Origin of the sequence: Micromonospora sp. NPDC049060 (genome assembly GCF_040649055.1) — a bacterium.
In the GTDB taxonomy this organism is placed as follows: domain Bacteria; phylum Actinomycetota; class Actinomycetes; order Mycobacteriales; family Micromonosporaceae; genus Micromonospora; species Micromonospora reichwaldensis.
In genome coordinates this window covers 1-18091 of sequence record NZ_JBEZEV010000118.1, presented here as the reverse complement: position 1 = coordinate 18091, position 18091 = coordinate 1, and the positions used below count along the sequence as shown (strand labels likewise).

General features: G+C 74.6%; 16 protein-coding genes and 1 pseudogene. 7 read left to right on the top strand and 10 right to left on the bottom strand.

All coding sequences use genetic code 11. The features are described 5' to 3' along the window. The 4 genes and pseudogenes from AB0B83_RS27945 to AB0B83_RS27930 form a co-directional block, all read right to left on the bottom strand. A pseudogene (locus AB0B83_RS27945) lies at positions 1 to 159 on the bottom strand (2'-5' RNA ligase family protein); the annotation flags it as partial. Between the two features lie 24 nt (positions 160 to 183). Beyond that, entirely contained in the window at positions 184 to 1230 is a 1047-nt protein-coding gene (locus tag AB0B83_RS27940) for an NAD(P)-dependent alcohol dehydrogenase (RefSeq protein WP_357580662.1), read from the bottom strand. A 120-nt stretch (positions 1231 to 1350) separates the two neighbouring features. Further along, the gene (locus tag AB0B83_RS27935; RefSeq protein WP_357580661.1) at positions 1351 to 2106 is read right to left on the bottom strand and encodes a Pr6Pr family membrane protein; all 756 of its coding nucleotides are present in this window, start codon (positions 2104 to 2106) and stop codon (positions 1351 to 1353) included. 156 nt (positions 2107 to 2262) lie between these two features. After that, complete coding sequence (locus tag AB0B83_RS27930) at positions 2263 to 3141, bottom strand: hypothetical protein (protein ID WP_357580660.1); 879 nt, start codon at positions 3139 to 3141, stop codon at positions 2263 to 2265. Positions 3142 to 3354: 213 nt separating this feature from the next. On the opposite strand from AB0B83_RS27930, the gene AB0B83_RS27925 reads away from it, so the two are divergent. From AB0B83_RS27925 to AB0B83_RS27915, 3 genes are all read left to right on the top strand, one after another. Then, entirely contained in the window at positions 3355 to 4266 is a 912-nt protein-coding gene (locus AB0B83_RS27925) for a DUF72 domain-containing protein (protein WP_151455864.1), read from the top strand. Positions 4267 to 4368: 102 nt separating this feature from the next. Continuing rightward, positions 4369 to 4560 carry a hypothetical protein gene (locus AB0B83_RS27920; RefSeq protein WP_357580659.1) on the top strand — a complete coding sequence of 64 codons (192 nt, stop codon included), beginning with the start codon at positions 4369 to 4371 and terminating at the stop codon, positions 4558 to 4560. Between the two features lie 60 nt (positions 4561 to 4620). Beyond that, positions 4621 to 5148: a DinB family protein gene (locus AB0B83_RS27915; RefSeq protein WP_357580658.1), complete on the top strand. Its 528-nt coding sequence runs from the start codon at positions 4621 to 4623 to the stop codon at positions 5146 to 5148. Between the two features lie 83 nt (positions 5149 to 5231). Here the strand turns inward: AB0B83_RS27915 and AB0B83_RS27910 are convergent, their stop codons facing one another. The 5 genes from AB0B83_RS27910 to AB0B83_RS27890 all read right to left on the bottom strand — a co-directional run bounded on the left by AB0B83_RS27910 (position 5232) and on the right by AB0B83_RS27890 (position 10217). Beyond that, on the bottom strand, positions 5232 to 5597 hold the full coding sequence (locus AB0B83_RS27910) for a hypothetical protein (RefSeq protein ID WP_357580657.1): 366 nt from the start codon (positions 5595 to 5597) through the stop codon (positions 5232 to 5234). Between the two features lie 162 nt (positions 5598 to 5759). After that, positions 5760 to 6395 carry a hypothetical protein gene (locus tag AB0B83_RS27905; RefSeq protein WP_357580656.1) on the bottom strand — a complete coding sequence of 212 codons (636 nt, stop codon included), beginning with the start codon at positions 6393 to 6395 and terminating at the stop codon, positions 5760 to 5762. 141 nt (positions 6396 to 6536) lie between these two features. Then, positions 6537 to 7400, bottom strand: a complete 864-nt coding sequence (locus tag AB0B83_RS27900) for an alpha/beta fold hydrolase (protein ID WP_357580655.1) — start codon at positions 7398 to 7400, stop codon at positions 6537 to 6539. Between the two features lie 97 nt (positions 7401 to 7497). Further along, positions 7498 to 8715, bottom strand: coding sequence for a glycosyltransferase (locus AB0B83_RS27895; protein WP_357580654.1), 1218 nt, complete (start codon positions 8713 to 8715; stop codon positions 7498 to 7500). A gap of 221 nt (positions 8716 to 8936) precedes the next feature. Beyond that, on the bottom strand, positions 8937 to 10217 hold the full coding sequence (locus AB0B83_RS27890; RefSeq protein ID WP_357580663.1) for a globin domain-containing protein: 1281 nt from the start codon (positions 10215 to 10217) through the stop codon (positions 8937 to 8939). A gap of 102 nt (positions 10218 to 10319) precedes the next feature. Here AB0B83_RS27890 and AB0B83_RS27885 point away from each other — a divergent pair, with 102 nt between their 5' ends. Both AB0B83_RS27885 and AB0B83_RS27880 read left to right on the top strand, forming a co-directional pair. Beyond that, positions 10320 to 10886: an Rrf2 family transcriptional regulator gene (locus tag AB0B83_RS27885; protein WP_357580653.1), complete on the top strand. Its 567-nt coding sequence runs from the start codon at positions 10320 to 10322 to the stop codon at positions 10884 to 10886. Between the two features lie 9 nt (positions 10887 to 10895). Continuing rightward, complete coding sequence (locus AB0B83_RS27880) at positions 10896 to 11537, top strand: class I SAM-dependent methyltransferase (protein ID WP_357580652.1); 642 nt, start codon at positions 10896 to 10898, stop codon at positions 11535 to 11537. A gap of 140 nt (positions 11538 to 11677) precedes the next feature. Here the strand turns inward: AB0B83_RS27880 and AB0B83_RS27875 are convergent, their stop codons facing one another. Further along, a complete protein-coding gene (locus AB0B83_RS27875; RefSeq protein ID WP_357580651.1) occupies positions 11678 to 12937 on the bottom strand; it encodes a hypothetical protein in 1260 nt (419 codons plus the stop codon). Between the two features lie 459 nt (positions 12938 to 13396). Between AB0B83_RS27875 and AB0B83_RS27870 the strand changes: the two genes are divergently transcribed. Both AB0B83_RS27870 and AB0B83_RS27865 read left to right on the top strand, forming a co-directional pair. Beyond that, positions 13397 to 15454: a DNA topoisomerase IV subunit B gene (locus AB0B83_RS27870; RefSeq protein ID WP_357580650.1), complete on the top strand. Its 2058-nt coding sequence runs from the start codon at positions 13397 to 13399 to the stop codon at positions 15452 to 15454. Positions 15455 to 15483: 29 nt separating this feature from the next. Beyond that, positions 15484 to 17973: a DNA topoisomerase IV subunit A gene (locus tag AB0B83_RS27865; RefSeq protein ID WP_357580649.1), complete on the top strand. Its 2490-nt coding sequence runs from the start codon at positions 15484 to 15486 to the stop codon at positions 17971 to 17973. The last annotated feature ends 118 nt before the right edge of the window (positions 17974 to 18091 follow it).

Genomic DNA, 18091 nt, shown 5'->3' with positions numbered 1-18091 from the left:
AACGAAGCGGGTCGCGACGGCGAGTGAGACGTGTGGCCGGTGACGCTGCTCCAGCAGCGACCGCATGCTCTGCACACCCTCGGACTCCAGCGCGTCCCAGAGCACCCGGATCCGTCGGGTGGCGTCGGTGTCCAGGTAGAGCTCCAGCGCCGCGACCACATGATCATCCTAGGGTCGCGGTGGTCACGGCACGACGACCGCCCGGCCCTCCAGCGTGCCGTCGCGCATCTTCCGGTACGCGACGACCGCCTCGTCCAGAGAGAAGGTGCTGGCCTTCGGCTTCACCAGGCCCCGGGCGCCCAGTTCGAGCACCTCGATGAGTTCCGGCCGGCTGCCCCAGTACGTGGTCTGGATGCTCACCTCGTACGGCACCGAGAAGAAGCCCACCGGCAGGGTGCCGCCGCCGATACCGACGATGGTGAGGTCGCCGACGGTGCGGGCGGCGGCGGCGCCGAGCGCGAGGGTCGCATCGGCGCCGACGAAGTCCAGGACCACGTCGGCGCCCCGGCCGCCGGTGGCCTGGCGGATCTCCTGGGCGGTGTCCGCGCCGGAGAGCATGGTGAGGTCGGCGCCGCACTCCTCGCCGAGCTTCAGCGCCTCCTCGCGGGTGTCCACCGCGATCACCCGCGCCGCGGTGGTCGCCTTGAGGATCTGCACGCCGACGTGCCCGAGCCCGCCCACGCCGATCACCACGGCGGTGCTGGTCGGGCCCAGCTTCGGCCAGGACCGGCGGATCGCGTGGTACGGGGTGAGCCCGGCGTCGGTCAGCGGCGCCGCCAGCACCGGGTCGAGCCCGTCGGGCAGCGGCACGACGAGCCGGGCGTGCGGCACCAGCATGTACTCGGCCATGCCGCCGTCCAGGCCGAGGCCGCCGCCCCCGCCGGGCACCGGCGCCTCGGCGACGTTCTCGCAGTACGACTCGACGCCCACCCGGCACCGTTCGCAGCTGCCGCAGCCCCACGGCCCGTAGACGGCCACCGGCTGCCCCACCGTCAACCCGCTCACCCCGTCGCCGAGCGCGTGCACCCAGCCGGCGTTCTCGTGGCCGAGGATGAACGGCGGGTTCCAGGGCACCGCGCCGGCCTCGAAGTCGTGCATCAGGTGCAGGTCGGAGTGGCAGGCGCCGGCACCGCCGATCTTGACGACCACCTGACCCGGGCCCGGGGTCGGCTCGTCGACCTCGACCAGTTCGGGCTCCGACTTCCAGTTGGGCAATCGCAGCGCGCGCATGACGCCTCCTGTTCTCCCGCTTCCGGTCCGCCTGCCGGCTGCCCGTTCCGCGGGAGCCCAAACGGCCCGCCGGGACGCTCCGGTCCGCCCCGTGGCGGTGAGCCGCCGCAGGCGTGGACGTCAGGACAGGGCCGTGGCGTCGGGCCGGGCGGCGTCCGGGGCCGTGGAGGGGGCGCCGGGGGTCATCGAGGGGGCGTCCGGGGCCATGGAGGGGGCGTCCGGGCTGGTCGAGGGGGCGGCCGGCGCTCCGGCACGGCGGCCCAGGCCCCGGTCGACGGCGACGAAGAGCAGGCCCAGCAGCCAGAACGCGGCGGCGAAGAAGACCGCGCTGACGGCCACCCCGGCGTAGCCCAACTCGCCCGCGTCGATGAACGGGTACGGGTACGTGTCCACCACCAGCCCCCGCAGCAGCGCGAAGCCGAGGTATCCGAGGGGGAACGCCAGCCACCAGGCCGCGTAGCGCGGGCGGAGCCGGCCCCGGCGGTCGAACAGCGCCCAGTCCGCCACGGCCAGCAGGGGCACGACGGTGTGCAGGAACTGGTTGCCCAGCGCCTCGCCGAGCGTACGGTCGGCCTGCGGCATCGCGAACGGGCTGGCCGGGTTGGCCAACACCAGGTGGTAGACCACGCCGGTGATGGTGATGTAGAGCGTGACCGCGCCCTTGAGCGCCGAGGGCGGCTCGGGCCGGTCCTGCCGGGCCAGCCAGGCGGCGTATCCGGCGAAGAGCCCGACGGCGAGGTTGCTCTGGATCGTGAAGTAGGGCAGCAGGCCGGTGAGCGTGGCGGAACCGAGCGCGGTGAGCACGATCCCGGCCAGCACGCTGATCACGATCGCCAGGCGGAAGACCACCGCCACGCGTCGACGCCGCAGACTCATCGGGGCAAGCTACCAGCCGCCTGGAGCCGAGGTCACCGGCCGACGTCACGCGGGCCACGCCGCGGGGGGAGGGCGTGCCGGCAGGGACGCGCCCCACCCGTCGGCCGCCGGTCAGCCCGCCTCGCTGCCGCTCAACCCGGCGGTTCGGCGGTCCGGTCAGTCCGCCTCGCCGCCGCTCGGTGCGGCGGTGTGGCGTCCCTGCTCCGGCGAGACCTGGACGGGGCCGGGGCGGGCCGGTCGCGCGGCCGTGGCCGACGGCGACGCCGTGGGCGGCGAGCCGGCCCGCCGGCTCGGGTCGGCCCCGGGTCGGCCGGTCGGCTCCGCCCCGGGGCGGCCGGTCGGGTCGGTACCGGGTCGGCCGGTCGGGTCGGCTCCGGGACGGCCGGTCGGCGTGACTGTCGGCCCGCCGGACGGGCTGCCGTGCGGGGCGGGGCTCTTCGGCTCGCCGGCCAGCACCCGCTCGCAGTAGCCGGCCACCTTCCCGTGGCCGCCGGCGGCGCGGATCAGGTCACCGAAGGCGGCCTGGTCCGGGAGACCGCCGTCGCCGGTGTCCGCCCGGTACGCCCGGCACAACTCCCGCACCGCCGCGTCCGGCTCCGGCCGACCGTCCACCCCGCCCGTCGGGGCGGACGGCGGATGGTGGGCCGTCGTGGGGGCGGCGCCCGTGGTGGGGGCGGGCCCGGGAGCGGCGGTGGTGGGTGCCGGACCCCGCAGCGGGTGGGGCAGCGCGCCCCCGGTGGCGGCGAGGGCCACCCCGCCCGTGAGGGCGAGGGCGGCACCGGCCAGCGCGGCGCGTACGCCGAACCCCGTGAGGGCGCGCCGGCGGCGCGGCTCCGGCCGGCCGAGCGGGTTGCCGGCCCGGGCCAGCCGGTAGGCCCGTACGGCTGCCTCCTCGCCGGCCAGTTCGTCGGCGTGGGGCGTGGCGCGGACCGCCGTCAACAGCGACGTGAGGGGGTGCGGGCCGTTCTGCGGGTCGAGGACAGGGCCGTCGAGCAGCCGCTCGACGGTTTCCTGGTCCATCCGGTGTGCGTTCATCTCGTGTCCCTCAGCGCCACGGGCCGTCGGGCCGTCACACGGGTCGGGGTGTGACATCCGACAAGTGCCGGGCCGGGGGCGGGACGGGACCGACCGGTTCCGCGGGTCCGCCCATGATCACTGGCGTCGGTCGATCGCCTCGCGCAGGTCGTCCGGACGCCGGGTTTCCGCCAGCGGTTGCCGATTCGTCCGGTGCGCGGTGCACTGAATCACATGGGTGTGATCAAGGTGGGCACGTCGTCCTGGGCGGACCAGATGCTGCTGCGCTCGGGCTGGTATCCCCGCGCGGCCAACACCCCGGCCGGTCGGCTCGACTTCTACGCCGGGCGCTTCCCGCTGGTCGAGGTGGACACCTCCTACTACGCGGTGCCCGTGCCCGAGACGACGCGAGGCTGGGTGGACGCCACGCCCGAGGGCTTCACCTTCGACGTGAAGGCGTTCAGCCTCTTCACCGGTCACCCGACACCGGTGGCGGCGCTGCCGCGCGACCTGCGCCCGGCCGGCGGCCCGAGCCGGATCCGCCGCCGGGACCTCCCCGCGGCCGCGTACGACGAGCTGTGGGACCGGTTCCGGGCGGCGCTGGACCCGATCGCGGCGGCCGACCGGCTCGGCGCGGTCCTGCTCCAGTTTCCGCCGTGGCTGGCCCGTGGGGCCGCCGCCGAGCGGCGCATCGCCGAGCTGGCGGAGCGGTGCCAGCCGTGGCGGGTCGCCGTCGAGCTGCGCCACGCGTCCTGGTTCGACGGCACCGCCGCGCTGGACACGCTCGGGTTCCTGCGGGAGCGCGGGCTGTCGTTCGTCTGCGTCGACATGCCGCAGGGGCACGCCTCGTCGGTGCCGCCCATCCTGTTCGCCACGGCGGAGCTGGCGGTCGTCCGGTTCCACGGCCACAGCACCGCCTGGGAGACGGGGGACAAGCAGGAGAAGTTCCGCTACGCGTACGGCGACGAGGAGCTGCGCCGCTGGTCGGAACTCCTGGTCGAGCTGGCCGGGCAGGCGGGGGAGCTGCACGCGCTGTTCAACAACTGCTGCGGTGACCAGGCCCAGCGTGACGCCGCCCGACTCGCGGAGCTGCTCGGGGTCCGCCCGGCGGGACGCGACCGGGCGGGAGCCGGTTCGCCGTCCTGAGCACGCGCCGGCGCCACCCGGGACCGTCGGCGTGGCGGCCAGGTTTCCCCGCCGGCCGCCCGGGTACCGGCGGGGGCGTGAGCGACGGAAGGGGACGCGGTGATGGGTGAGCAACGGCAGGAGCACCTCGAAGAGGCGACGCCCGGCGTACCGGGGGACGCGGCGGCGCGCGAGACCCGGGAGGCGCAGGAGGCGCACGGCGGCAGCATGGCGCCCGCTCTGGTGGACGACACCGGTCATCCGGTGGCGGCGGACCCGGCCGAGGTCGCCGACGAGGACACCGCCGGCGGCTGACCCCGTCGCGCGGGGTCCAATTCCGTGGACCCGGCCGGTGCCCTCCGGCATGATCGCCGGATGGCGACAACCTCCCGTGCGCTCCTGCGCTGGCAGTTCGACCTGACGTGGTCGCTGTTCGAGTACCACCTCGAGCGCCTCGACGCGGCGGACTTCCTCTGGGAACCGGCCGCGCTCTGCTGGACGGTGCGTCGCGACCCCGCCGGCGGCTGGACACCCGACTGGGCCGACACCGAACCCGACCCCGTGCCGGTCCCGACGATCGGCTGGCTGTCCTGGCACATCGGCTGGTGGTGGACGGTGACCATGGACCAGCTCGGGGGACGGCCGGCACGGCAGCGCACCGACGTGCGATGGCCGGGCGCGGGCGAGCCGACGGTCGCCTGGCTGCGGGGCCTGCGCGCCGAGTGGCTGGGGCACCTCGACCGGCTCACCGACGCCGACCTCGACGGCACCGCGCCGTTCCCGTGGCAGGACGACCCGGGCCACACGGTGGCGCACATGCTCGCCTGGGTCAACGCCGAGCTGATGAAGAACGTGGCCGAGATCGGTCAGCTCCGGCTGCTGCGGGCGGCGGGGCGCGCCTGACCGCCGGGGGCGGTCCCGTCCGCGCGGCTCGGCGCCCAGGTCGGAGAGCACGCCTGGCGCAGCCCCGCGCCGGGGCGTGCCGGTCAGGAACGTCGGCCCCTGGTCCGCAGCGCGTCCTCCGTCCGCTCCTCGACGTCGGCGGCGTCGGGGAAGGACCGTCGGGTCGGCGCCGGGTCGGGCGGCGCGCCGGGGCCCGCCGGCCGCGTGGGTGTCGGTTCGACCGGGCCGAAGCCGTGCCGCCCGGCGGGGCCGGACGGTCCCGCCGGCTCGTCGGCCCGCCGCTCCCCGCGCCGTCCTTCCGGCACGGCGGTCTCCTCGCTGCCCTCGTTCATGGGGTCGTGCTCAGCGACGCCCCACGGCGCCTCCACGTCCATGCCGTCCCTGGTCACCCAGGGCGTGGTCGCCTCCGGTGGGCGTCGGCCCCCGCCGCGTCCCTCTCCTGCCGTCATGGCCACCTCGCTGCTCGGTCCGCCGGTACCGGCCCCGAGTGCCCGTCACCGGGGCGGTCATGCCTCGCCGGCGCCCGGGGCCGCGGTGCCGGCGGGTGGGGACGCGCGCAGCGGCGCCCCGCCGCCGAGGAGTCGGCGGGACGCCGTCCGGCGGCACGTCGGTCAGCAGCGGCCGGACTTCGCCATCCGCTTCTGCCTGGCCCCGCCCATCGCCATGAGCGCGCCCATCCCCTTCGGGGCGTTCCGCATGCCGCCCATGCGCCCGAACATCCCCCGGAACACCTCGCCGGGCTTCTGCTGCTCGCCCATGTACGCGGTCATCACGATGAGCGCCCCGGTCATCGCCGGGATCGCCCACTGGAGCATCCGCATCTGCCGCTGGCACGACGCCACGTTCGACGGCGTGTGCGAGTTCGGCTCGGTGACCCCCTCGACCGCCGGCCCGCCGGCCTTCTCCAGCTTCATGCCGAGCAGTCGGCTGTAGCCGGTCACCGCGAGCGCGCCGACCGTCAACGCCGTCTTCAGCGTGCTGGCCCGCGCCACCCCCGCCTGGGCGGCCACCCGGGGGCTCTCCGTCACCAGTTCCCCGACGGCCCCCGCCAGGTGGGCGCCGATCGCCGCGGCGTTCACCGGGGTCCACCGGGCCCAGCCGGCCGAGGCCATCGGCAACCGCTGGGTCGAGTCGTTCATCTGTGCCGCCGCGCCGTTGACGCCGAACGCTCCCATCAGGGAGCCCCCGAACCAGGCCGCCAGGCCCAGGTCGTGCATCGAGCGCAGTGCGGTGTGCCGTTCGGACATCTGATCCCCTTCCACCGTGTCGGGCGGTGCGGCATACCCGCCGCCCGGCCGGCTAATCCCGCCTGTGACCTGCCGATACGCCTCGGCCGCACAGATACCGGACCCGGCTGATGCACCCGTTCGTGCCGCGTCCCGCCAGGGTCAGCGGGCCGGCAGGTCGGCGGCGAAGCGGGCCACCCGGGCCGCCAGCGGGGCGCTCGCGCGTACCCAGGTGAAGTGGTCCATCCGGGCGCCGGCCTGCGCCGGGGTGTAGCGCTCGCGCGCGACGGGCGCCGCGGCCAGCTTCGCGCACAGGTGGTCGACGGTCTCGTGCGGGGTGTACTGGTCGTCGTCGACGCTGACCGCGAGGACGGGGGTCCGCAGCGCCCGCACGGCCGCCTCGGCGTCCACCCCGTCGAGGTGCGGGAAGCGCCCGGTCCGCGCGGTGTACGCCCAGTCCCGGATGACCCCGCGCGCCTGCCGGCCGCCGAAGCCCCAGCCCGGCCAGACGCCGAGCAGCCGGGCGGTCGCCGCGATCCCCTGGGTGTACGGCAGGACGCCGTATCCGCGCAGGCCCGGGTAGCTGCGCCACCACGGTACGCCGACGGCGACCAGCGCCAGCCCGTCGACGTCGTGCTCGCCGTGCAGGGCGAGGTGCAGCAGCGCCGCCTGCCCGCCGAGGGAGTGCCCGAGCAGCAGCGTCCTGCGCCCGTCCCGCCGGGACTTGAGCGCCGCCAGCGCGGCGCCCACGTCGGCGGCCAGTTCCGGGTAGCCGTACCGGCAGGCGCGGCTCGGCTTCGGGGTGCTCTCCCCGGTGCCGCGCAGGTCGGCCACCGCCACGGCCAGGCCGGCGGCGCGCAGCGCGGCGGCGAACGGCCGGTAGTAGCGTGCCCGGACGCCCATCGCGGGCGTGATCAGCACCAGCGGGGCATCGGCGACGCCCTCCGGATCCGGATACACCTGTAGCCCGATGCGGGCCCCGTCGACCTCGACGAACTCCTGCCGGTATTCCCCCGTCGCGTTCACCGGCCCAGGCTACGGCCCGTGGCTACCGACGGGTAACCATGGGGTGGTGGGCGTCACGTCCCGGGCGACGACCGGGGCCGCCCACCACCACCCTGCGCTACGCCACCGCCGGAGCGGGCCGGCCGACCGTGCTGACCGTGGCGTAGACCGTGCTCAGCTGCTCGGCGCAGCGCTTCCACGAGTACCGGTTGCGGATCCGGTCCAGCGCCGCCGTCGCGTACGCGAAGCGACGGACCTTGTCGGCGAGCAGTCGGCGGACCGCGGTGCCGAGGGCCCGGGGGTCCCGGGGCGGCACGAGGTCGCCGGTCAGGCCGTCGACCACGGTGTCGGCGATCCCGCCGACGTTCGTGCCGACGACCGGTACGCCGCACGCCATGCCCTCCAGCGGGGTGAGCCCGAACGGCTCGTACCAGGGGGCGGCCACCAGCAGGTCCGCCGAGCGGTACCACGGGGCCAGCTCCTCCCGGGGCAGCCCGCCCAGCAGCTTCACCCGGTCGGCGACCCCGCACGACTCGGCGAGCGCGCGGAGCCGACGGGCGAAGCCGTCCGCGGGGAGCAACTCCGCCGGCGGGCCGCCGACCACCACGCACTCGGCGTCCGGCACGGCCGGCAGCGCCCGGATGACGTCCTGGATGCCCTTGCGCTCCACCAGCCGGCCGACGGTGATGATCCGGGGGCGGGCCGGGTCGCGCGGGGCGACGGGCCCGTCGGGACGGAACAGCTCCTGGTCGACCCCGGCGGGGACCATCGTCATCCGGGACCGGGGCACGCCGAGGCGGACCAGCTCGCCGACCTCGTCCTGGCACTGCACGATGATCCGGTCGGCGGCCCGGCCCAGGGCCCGCTCGTAGCCCACCCGGCCCGGTGGGCTGGTGTCCCGGGCGCCCTGCAACCGCCGCTTCACCGAGCCGAGGCTGTGGTACGTCAGCACCACCGGCACCCCGGTGCGCCGGCCGGCGTGCAGGGTGGCCAGCCCGCTCGTCCAGAAGTGGGCGTGCGCCACGTCCGGCGCCCAGTCGCCGTCGCGCCACTGACCGGCCAGCCAGCGTCCGAACTCGCCCAGGTGCGGCAGCAGCTCGTCCCTCGGCACCCGCAGCGCCGGACCGGCGGGCACGTGGCACACCCGGTAGCCGTCCGGGGTGACCACGGAGTCGGGCGGCACGGTGGAGTCCCGGCGGGTGTAGACGCGGACGTCGTGCCCCTCGCCAGCCAGCGCGGCGGCGAGCTCCGCCACGTGCGTGTGCTGACCGCCGGATTCCTCCACCCCTCCGACGGCGAGCGGACTGGCGTGCTCCGAGATCATCGCGATACGCATGTGCTTCCTCCATCGGCCGGCCCGTCGGCGGGGACCCGGTCGAGCCCCGGGGCGTCTCCTCGCCGCCTGGCGGACCCCGCCGCAGAAGTCCCTACCCCCGACCTCCCCTCCTAACCGCCGCCTGCCCGGCTCGTCCTGACGGGCCGTCCGTCGGGTGTGGAGCGGCCGACGGGCGGCGGGGCGAACCGCCCCACCGCCCGTGACCGCCCGGTCGCGGCCGGTCAGGACCGGTCGTCGTGGAGCATGCCCGGCCCGAAGACCTCGTAGGCGATCCGCTCCACCGGGACCCCCCGGCGCAGCAGGCCGCCCCGGACGGTGTTCATGAACGGCAGCGGCCCGCAGAGGTGCACGTGGGCGTCGGGGGAGAGCGGGATCAACGCCGGGTCGACCCGGCCGGCGATGACCTCGGCGGTCACCCCGGCCAGTTCGCCGTCGGTGAGGTCCTCGTACCAGAGGGCGGTGCGCAGGTTGGGCAGCGCGGCGTGCAGGCGCGGCAGTTCGCCGCGGAACGCGTGCGCCGCGCCGGCCCGGTCGGCGTGCACCAGCACCACCGGGCGCTGCGGCTCGGTGGCGGCCAGGTGCTCCAGGGCGGCCATCGCCGGGGTCAGGCCGATGCCCGCGCTGACCAGCAGCAGCGGGCCCTCCCCGGCCACCGCGCTGACCTCGCCGAACGCCGGGCTGAGCCGGAGGACGTCGTCGACGCCCACGCGCTCGTGCAGGAAGGTGGAGACCATGCCGTCGGGGGCGTCGCCGACACCGCGTACGTGCTTGACGGTGATCCGCCAGTGGTCGGCGCCGGGACGGCCGGAGAGGCTGTACTGGCGGATCTGCTGACCGCGCCCGCCGTCGAGGTCGACGGCGACCGAGGTGTACTGGCCCGGGACGAAGGTGGGCACCGGCCCGCCGTCGGCCGGGACCAGGGTGAACGACACGACGTCCAGCGCCTCGGTGGCCCGGGCGACGACCCGCCAGTCCCGCCAGACCGGCTCGCCCTCGGCCAGCCCGGCCACGGTGTAGAGGCGGGCCTCCCGGGCGATCAGCTCGCAGGCCAGCAGCCAGTAGACCTCGTCCCAGGCCGCCGCGACCTCGTCGGTGACGGCGTCGCCGAGCACCTCGCCGACGGCGGCGAGCAGGTGCCGGCCGACGATCGTGTACTGGGTGGCGGTGATGCCGAGCGAGGCGTGCTTGTGCGCGATGCGGTCCAGGATCGGGCCCCACGGTGCGTGGCTGCCGCCGGTCAGGTGCTCCGCGTACGCGACCACGGCGGCGGCGAGGGCGGCCTTCTGGGTGCCGGTGGCCTGGTTGCTGCGGTTGAAGATGTTCAGCAGTTCGGGGTGCGCGTCGAACATCCGCTCGTAGAACCGGCCGGTGATCGCCTCGCCGTGCGCCTGCACGGCGGGCAGGGTCGCCGTCACCACTGCTGCTGAGGACTCCGAGAGCACGACTGTCTCCTTCTGGGCTGAACCGCTTCGGGCCCCGACAGCAAAACAGGTATTCGAAATACCTCTTCAGGGCCGAAGGTCCCGGGTCGAGGGTCGTCCGGATCACATCCGGGGCCCGGCCGGCCGTGGTGGGCGGTCGACAGCGCTGGCTAGGGTCGAGGCGTGAAGCTCAACCGGTCCACCGACATGGCGCTGCGCATCGCCATGCTGGCCGCCGCGAACCCGCGACGGATGACCGTGGACGAGCTGTCCGACCAGCTCGGCCTGCCCCGCAACCACGTCGCCAAGGTGGTGCAGCGGTTGCAGCGGCTCGGGGTGCTGGTCACCATCCGGGGCCGTTCCGGCGGGGTGGCCTTCGCCGAGGACGGCGGGAACGCCACGGTCGGGCACGTGGTCCGGGCCTTCGAGGGCGACGACGAGGTGGTGTCCTGCGACGAGCCGGCCTGCTCGCTGCGCGCGGCCTGCCGGCTGCGGGGCGAACTGCGCCGCGCCCGCGACGCCTTCCTCGCCGTGCTGGACGACGTGACCCTCGGCGAGCTCGTCGCCGGGCCGACCGGCCCGGCGCTGCTCGCCCTCGGCCTGCCCCGCCCCCGGCCAATGCCGTCCGGGGGGCCGCCGGGGCGCGACGCGTCGCCCTCCGCGACCGTGCCCGGCCCGCCGGAGCCCCACGCACCGCCGTCGCCTGTCGGGCCCGCCGGAGCCCGGCCGGCCGTACCCGGTCCGGTCTGAGGAGTGACGATGCCCGCCAACGAGGTCTCCCACCCGGTCTTCGCCCGGGTGTTCCAGCGGGCGAGCGTGGCGATGGACCGCGCCGGCGCGGCCGCCCACCGGCGGCGCCTCGTCGCCGGCCTCGCGGGCCGGGTGGTCGAGGTCGGCGCCGGCAACGGCCGCACCTTCGCGCACTACCCGGGCACCGTCGAGCGGGTGCTGGCGGTGGAGCCGGAGCCCCGGCTCCGGGCGGCGGCCCGGGAGGCGGCGGCCACGGCTCCCGTACCCGTCGAGGTGGTCGACGGCCTCGCCGAGGCGCTGCCGGCGCCCGACGGCGACGCCGACGCGGTGGTGCTCTCCCTGGTCCTCTGCTCGGTGCCCGACCAGGCCGCCGCGCTGCGCGAGGCCCGCCGGGTGCTGCGGCCCGGTGGGCAGGTGCGCTTCTTCGAGCACGTACGCGCGCAGAGTCCCGGCCTGCGCCGCGTGCAGCGGTTGGCCGACGCGACCGTCTGGCCGCTGCTCTGCGGCGGCTGCCACACGGGCCGCGACACGGTGGCCGCGATCCGGGCGGCGGGCTTCACCGTCACCGAGCTGGACGCGTTCCGCTTCCCCGACAGCCGGCTCCCGGCCCCCGCCGCCCCGCACGTGCTCGGCGTGGCCACCCGCGACTGATCCACCCTCGCCCGTGGCCGCGCCGACTGTCCGTGGTCGTCGGACCGGTGCCACTCACCGTTGCCGCGTTGGTCCGTTCCGGGCCCGGACGTGGCGGAACCCCGCGCCGGGCGGCACGGGGTTCCGGGACGCGGTCGCGGTCAGGAGACCGTGATCGAGCCGTCCCCGGCGCGGACGCAGGCCACGGAACGCGCACCGGTGGTGGCCGCGCCCGTCAGGCACTGCCCGAGCACCTGGTGGCCGGCGGCGTTCGGGTGCCACGACTCCTGGCAGGTCTGGAAGTAGCTCACGCAGGTGTTCGCGATCCGCTGGATGGCGATCTTGTCCTTGCCGGCGAGGCTGGTGACGAAGACGCCGTTGGGCGGGCTGTCCTGCAGCCGGATCGGGGTGGCCAGGGTGCCGGCCGGGCTGGACGCCGACTCGCAGAGCCGGGCGCCGTCGAAGGCCCGCTGCACGTTGAGGTAGACCAGGTCCGCGCCGGGGAACTCGGCGGCCAGGGTGTCCCGGGTGGACTTCACCAGGGTGCCCAGCCCCTGCGAGAAGCGGTGCCCCGGCAGCAGGCTGGCCCGGTGGATCGGGCAGCCGGCCGCGTACCGCTCGGCACCCAGCGCGCGGAACTTGTCCCGGGTGTCGTCCCGGCTGTCCTCCTCGTGGAACCCGGGGGCGAGGTCGAACGGCAGCGGGTTGGTGTAGTCCTGGAAGACGATCCGGTGCTGGCCGTCGGCGTCGATCTCGCGCAGCGTGGCGAGGAGCTGGCGTACGGCCGAGGTGGTCTCCGCGGTCGCGGCGCTCCACTGGGCGGCGGTGGCCAGGTCGGCGTCGGAGCAGGGCTTCTGCTCCACCGGCCCGCCCAGGTAGGCCCAGAACTCCCACCAGCCGGTCCAGGCGTCGGCGATGAACCGGTTGGCGCACTTCTCCGCGACGCTGCCGAAGGTGAACGAGCTGTTGTTCGAGCCGAGCCCGAGCAGGACCAGGTCGATGTCGTGGGTCCGGCCGACCGCGCGGAGCTGGTCGAGCTGGGCGGCCACCTGACGGCCGTTGGCCCGGGCCGAGGAGGCGGCGGCGATGTCGTGCGGCTGCCCGCCGGAGCAGGCGAGGTTGAACCGGTCCTGGATGCCCGGCAGGTTGGCCCGGTGCAGTGAGGCGTTCGCCGAGCGGTGGCAGAAGAACGCGTTGTTGTTCGCGGCGGTCCAGCCCGGGAAACCCTGGGCGACCCCGTTGACGTCGGCCACCGGGGTGTACGCCCCGGCGCCCTCGCCGCTGATGAAACTGTCGCCGAGCGCCACCGCGGCGGTGGGCGGGGCCGCCGAGGCCGGGGCGCCCAGCCCGACGGCGGTCGACAGGGTGGCGGTGGCGACGGCGAGCGCCGCCGCGAGTGCGGTACGACGGAACCTGGACATGTCGTCCCCTAACTGTCCATCGAAACGTGAAAGATCCTCCGAGGGCGCGATCAGATCACTCCGGCACGACGGGCGTCAATGGCCCGTAACAAGATCTTTCCGAGAGGGACACACTCGCCCCGGCCGCGACCCCGGCGGCGTCGGCGGTCGGAGCGCAGGTCCGGGGCGGCCGTGGTGGCGCCCGCCGCGTGGGGGAAGGCCGGCCACGGCATCGTTGTTGTCCGGGTGGAGCCGCCCGCCGGCCGGTGCCATGGCAAACCGGTCACGGCGGCTCCGATACGCCGGAACCGGACGGAACGCGCTACCCTGCCGCCCGGGCCCGACCCACGGCGAGGCGCGTGCCTCGCTGCGGGGCGCCGTCGTCCTGTCGCATCTCCCGGTTAGGCTCGCTGCGGCGCGCGGGCCGGCCGACGACGTCGGACGCGGCACCACATCGCCGAGACCTGGGAGTACGACCAGTTGACCGCAGAGCCTGAGACCCTGTATGGGGCCGACGACCTCACGCACCTCGAGGGGCTGGACGCCGTCCGCAAGCGGCCCGGCATGTACATCGGCTCCACCGACAGCCGTGGCGTGGGTCACCTCGTCAACGAGATCCTCGACAACTCGACGGACGAGGGCGTCGCCGGCCACGCCACGAAGGTGGAGGTGACGCTGCACGCCGACGGCTCGGTCCAGGTCGACGACGACGGTCGGGGCATCCCCACGGACGTGCACGCGAAGTCCGGCATCTCCGGCGTCGAGCTGGTGCTCACCCGGTTGCACGCGGGCGGCAAGTTCGGCGGCTCCGGCTACAAGACCTCCGGCGGTCTGCACGGCGTGGGCGCCTCGGCGGTCAACGCGCTGTCCCGCCGGTTCGACGTGACCGTACGCCGGGGCGGCAAGGTCCACGCGATGTCGTTCCGGCACGGCGTGCCGGGGATCTTCGACGGTGACGGCCCCGACGCGGCGTTCACCCCGGGCCCCGGCCTCCAGATCGTCGGCGCGATGAAGCGCGGCCAGCGCACCGGCACCTCGATCCGCTGGTGGCACGACGCGCGCTACTTCGAGACCGGCGCCCGCCTGGACGCCGAGGCCGTGCGGATGAAGCTGCGCAACACGGCGTTCCTGGTGCCGGGCGTGAACTACACGCTGCGCGACCACACCGGCGAGGAGCCGACCGAGGAGAGCTTCCACTACCCCGACGGCCTGACGGACATGGTGGAGTTCCTCGCCCCGGCCGGCGACCGGCCCGTCTCCGGCATGCTGATGGTCACCGGCGAGGGCACCTACCGGGAGAACGCCGCCGACGCCAACGGCGTCATGCAGTCCAACGTGCAGCGTCGGGCCGAGGTCGAGGTGGCCTTCCGCTGGGGCACGGGCTACGAGCGCACCGTCGAGTGCTTCACCAACACCATCCGCAACGCGCACGGCGGCACCCACCGCAAGGGCTTCGAGCGGGGCCTGGCGCGTACCCTCGCCGACGCCGTCCGCAACACCCGTGGCCTGCTCAAGGCCAAGGAGGACCCGCCGACCCTCGACGACGTCCTGGAGGGCATGACCGCGGTCGTGCACGTCCGGATCCCGGAGCCCCAGTTCACCTCGCAGACCAAGGACGAGCTCTCCACCGCCGGCATCACGAAGGTGATCCAGGGGCTGGTCGAGCAGCACCTGAAGGCGTGGCTGGAGGACCGCCGGACCAAGGCCGAGGCACGTACGGTCCTCCAGAAGATCGTCGACGCGGCACGCGTACGGCTGACCCAGAAGCAGCAGAAGGACGCCGCCCGGCGCAAGACCGCCCTGGAGGGCGCGTCGATGCCGCCGAAGCTGGTCGACTGCCGCGCGGCGGGCATCGAGCGCAGTGAATTGTTCATCGTGGAGGGCGACAGCGCGTTGGGGACGGGGCGACTTGCCCGGTCTGCCGAATATCAGGCGCTTCTTCCGATTCGGGGCAAGATCCTCAACGTGCAGAAGGCCAACCTCCAGCAGGTGCTGGACAACGCCGAGTGCGCCGCGATCGTGCAGGTGCTCGGCGCCGGCTCCGGCCGCACGTTCGACCTGTCGGCCATGCGCTACGGCCGGGTGCTGATCATGGCGGACGCCGACGTCGACGGCGCGCACATCCGTACCCTGTTGATCACGCTCTTCGCCCGCTACATGCGTCCGTTGATCGAGGCCGGCCGCCTCTACGCGGCGATGCCGCCCCTGCACAAGATCACCACCAGGGGGCGCAACCCGCAGACGATCTACACCTACACCCAGGCCGAGATGGAGGCGACGGTCCGCAAGCTGGAGAAGGCCGGCAAGCAGATCGTCACCCCGATCCCGCGCTTCAAGGGTCTCGGCGAGATGGACGCCGACGAGCTGTGGGAGACGACGATGAACCCGGCCACCCGGGCCGTGCGCCGGATCACCATCGACGACGTCGACGCCGCCGAGCGGATCCTCGAACTGCTGATGGGGGAGAAGGTCGAGCCGCGCCGCAACTGGCTGATCGACTCCGCCGACCGGGTCGACCGCGAGGCGATCGACGCATGAGCACCGCCCGCCGAGAGGGAAGCTGAACGATGGCACGCCGTAAGGACGACCGCGCCAAGGTGGATCTGTCCGCCTTCGACCAGGCCGGCGCGCGGGTCTTCGACAACCCGCTGGTCACCGAGGTCTCCGACTCCTACCTGGAGTACGCCTTCTCGGTGATCCACTCCCGGGCCCTGCCCGACGCCCGCGACGGCCTCAAGCCGGTGCACCGGCGCATCCTCTGGTCCATGTACGAGCAGGGCCACCGCCCCGACCGGGGGCACGTGAAGTCCGCCCGCATCGTCGGGGACGTGATGGGCAAGTACCATCCGCACGGCGACACGGCCATCTACGACGCGATGGTCCGCCTGGCCCAGGACTTCTCGCTCAACGCCCCCCTCATCGACGGGCATGGAAATTTTGGTAGTCCGGACGACGGGCCGGCGGCCTCGAGATACACCGAGGCCCGGATGTCGCGGGAGGCGATGCTGCTCGTCGGCGAGCTGGGCGAGGACACGGTCGACGTCGAGCCGAACTACGACGGCTCGCTGACCCAGCCCACCGTGCTGCCCGCCGCGTTCCCCAACCTGCTGGTCAACGGCGCGTCGGGGATCGCGGTCGGCATGGCGACCAACATGATCCCGCACAACCTCGGCGAGGTCGTCTCCGCCGCCCGCTGGCTGATCAACCACCCGGACGCCACGCTCGACAAGCTCATGGAGTTCGTCCCCGGCCCGGATCTGCCCACCGGTGGGCTGCTGCTCGGGCTCGACGAGGTGCGTCGGGCCTACGAGACCGGGCGCGGCGTCGTGCGGATGCGGGGCAAGGTCGAGATCGGCCCGCTGGAGGGCAGCCGGGGCCGGCAGGCGATCACCGTCGTGGAGCTGCCCTACGGCGTCGGTGCCGAGAAGGTCATCGCGGCCATCACCAACGAGGTCAACAAGACCAAGCGGCTCACCGGCATCGCCGACGTCAAGGACCTCACCGACCGGGAGAGCGGCACCCGCCTGGTCGTCGAGTGCAAGGTCGGCGTCAACCCGCAGGCGCTGCTCGCCGACCTCTACCGGCTCACCCCGCTGGAGCAGTCGTTCGGCGTCAACAACCTGGTGCTGGTCGACGGGCAGCCGCAGACCCTCGGGCTGAAGGCGCTGCTGGAGGTCTTCCTGGCCCACCGCTACGAGGTGGTGACCCGGCGCAGCTCGTACCGCCGCCGCAAGCGCGAGGAGCGGCTGCACCTGGTCGACGGCCTGCTGATCGCCCTGCTCGACATCGACAGGGTGGTCAAGCTCATCCGGGCCAGCGAGGACGCCCAGGCCGCCAAGGACGGCCTGATGCAGAAGTTCAAGCTCTCCGAGATCCAGGCCACCTACATCCTGGACACCCCGCTGCGCCGGCTGACCAAGTACGACCGGATCGAGCTGGAGGCCGAGCAGGAGAAGCTCCGCAAGGAGATCGCCGAGCTCTCCACGATCCTCGACGACCCGAAGGTGCTGAAGAAGGTCGTCTCCGACGAGCTGGCGGCGGTGGTGAAGCAGTTCGGCGCGGCGCGTCGCACCACGCTCGTCGACGGGGACCTCAAGGAGGTGCTGGCCGCGTCCGCGCCGGCTGGCCCGCTGGAGGTCGCCGACGACCCGTGCCAGGTGATCCTCTCCGCGACCGGGCTGGTCGCCCGGACGGCGGCGGAGTCGGAGGAGGCGTCCGAGGGCCGCCGGCGGCACGGCCGGACCAAGCACGATGCCGTACGCGCCGTCGTGCACTCCACCGCCCGGGGGAAGGTGCTGCTGGTGACCAGCGCCGGCCGGGCGTTCAAGGTCGACGTGCTGCCGTTGCCGGTCCTGCCCGAGCAGGCGGGCACGGTGTCGCTGCGCGGCGGGATGGCCGCCGCCGAGCTGGTGCCGCTGGAAGCGGGGGAGACCGTGGTCGGGCTGGCCCCGCTCGGGCCGACCGCCGAGGGCTCCCCGGGCCTCGCTCTGGGCACCCGGCAGGGCGTGGTCAAGGTCTGCGCACCGGAGTGGCCCGTCCGCTCGGACGAGTTCGAGGTGATCGGCCTGCGGGAGGGCGACGAGGTGGTCGGGGCGACCTGGCTCACCGACGGCGCGGAGACGCTCACCTTCGTCACCTCGGAGGCGTCGCTGCTGCGGTTCGCCGCCGGGCTGGTCCGGCCGCAGGGGACCAAGGGCGGCGGGATGTCGGGCATCAACCTGCCCGCCGGTGCCCGGGTGGTGTTCTTCGGGGCGGTCCGCACCGACGACCCGGGTCACGGCGAGCCGATGGTGGTCACCTCCACGGGCGCCACGGTGAAGGTGACGCCGTTCCAGGCGTACCCGGCGAAGGGGCGGGCGACCGGCGGAGTGCGCGCCCACCGCTTCCTCAAGGGTGAGACCGACGTGGCCGTCGCCTGGGTCGGGTCGCGTCCGGTGGCCGCCACCGCCACCGGCGAGCCGGTGGAGCTGCCGGCGGCGGACCCGCGCCGCGACGGCTCCGGCTTCGCCGTGATGCTGGGCCCCACCGTCGTCGGCCACCAGATCGAACGCGACTGACCTGTCAGCAGGAAGGGGGGGGGGGGCCCCCCCCCCCCCCCCCCCCACCCCCCCCCCCCCCCCCCCCCCCCCCCCCCGGGGGGGGGGGCCCCCCCCCCCCCCCCCGGCCCCGCCCCCC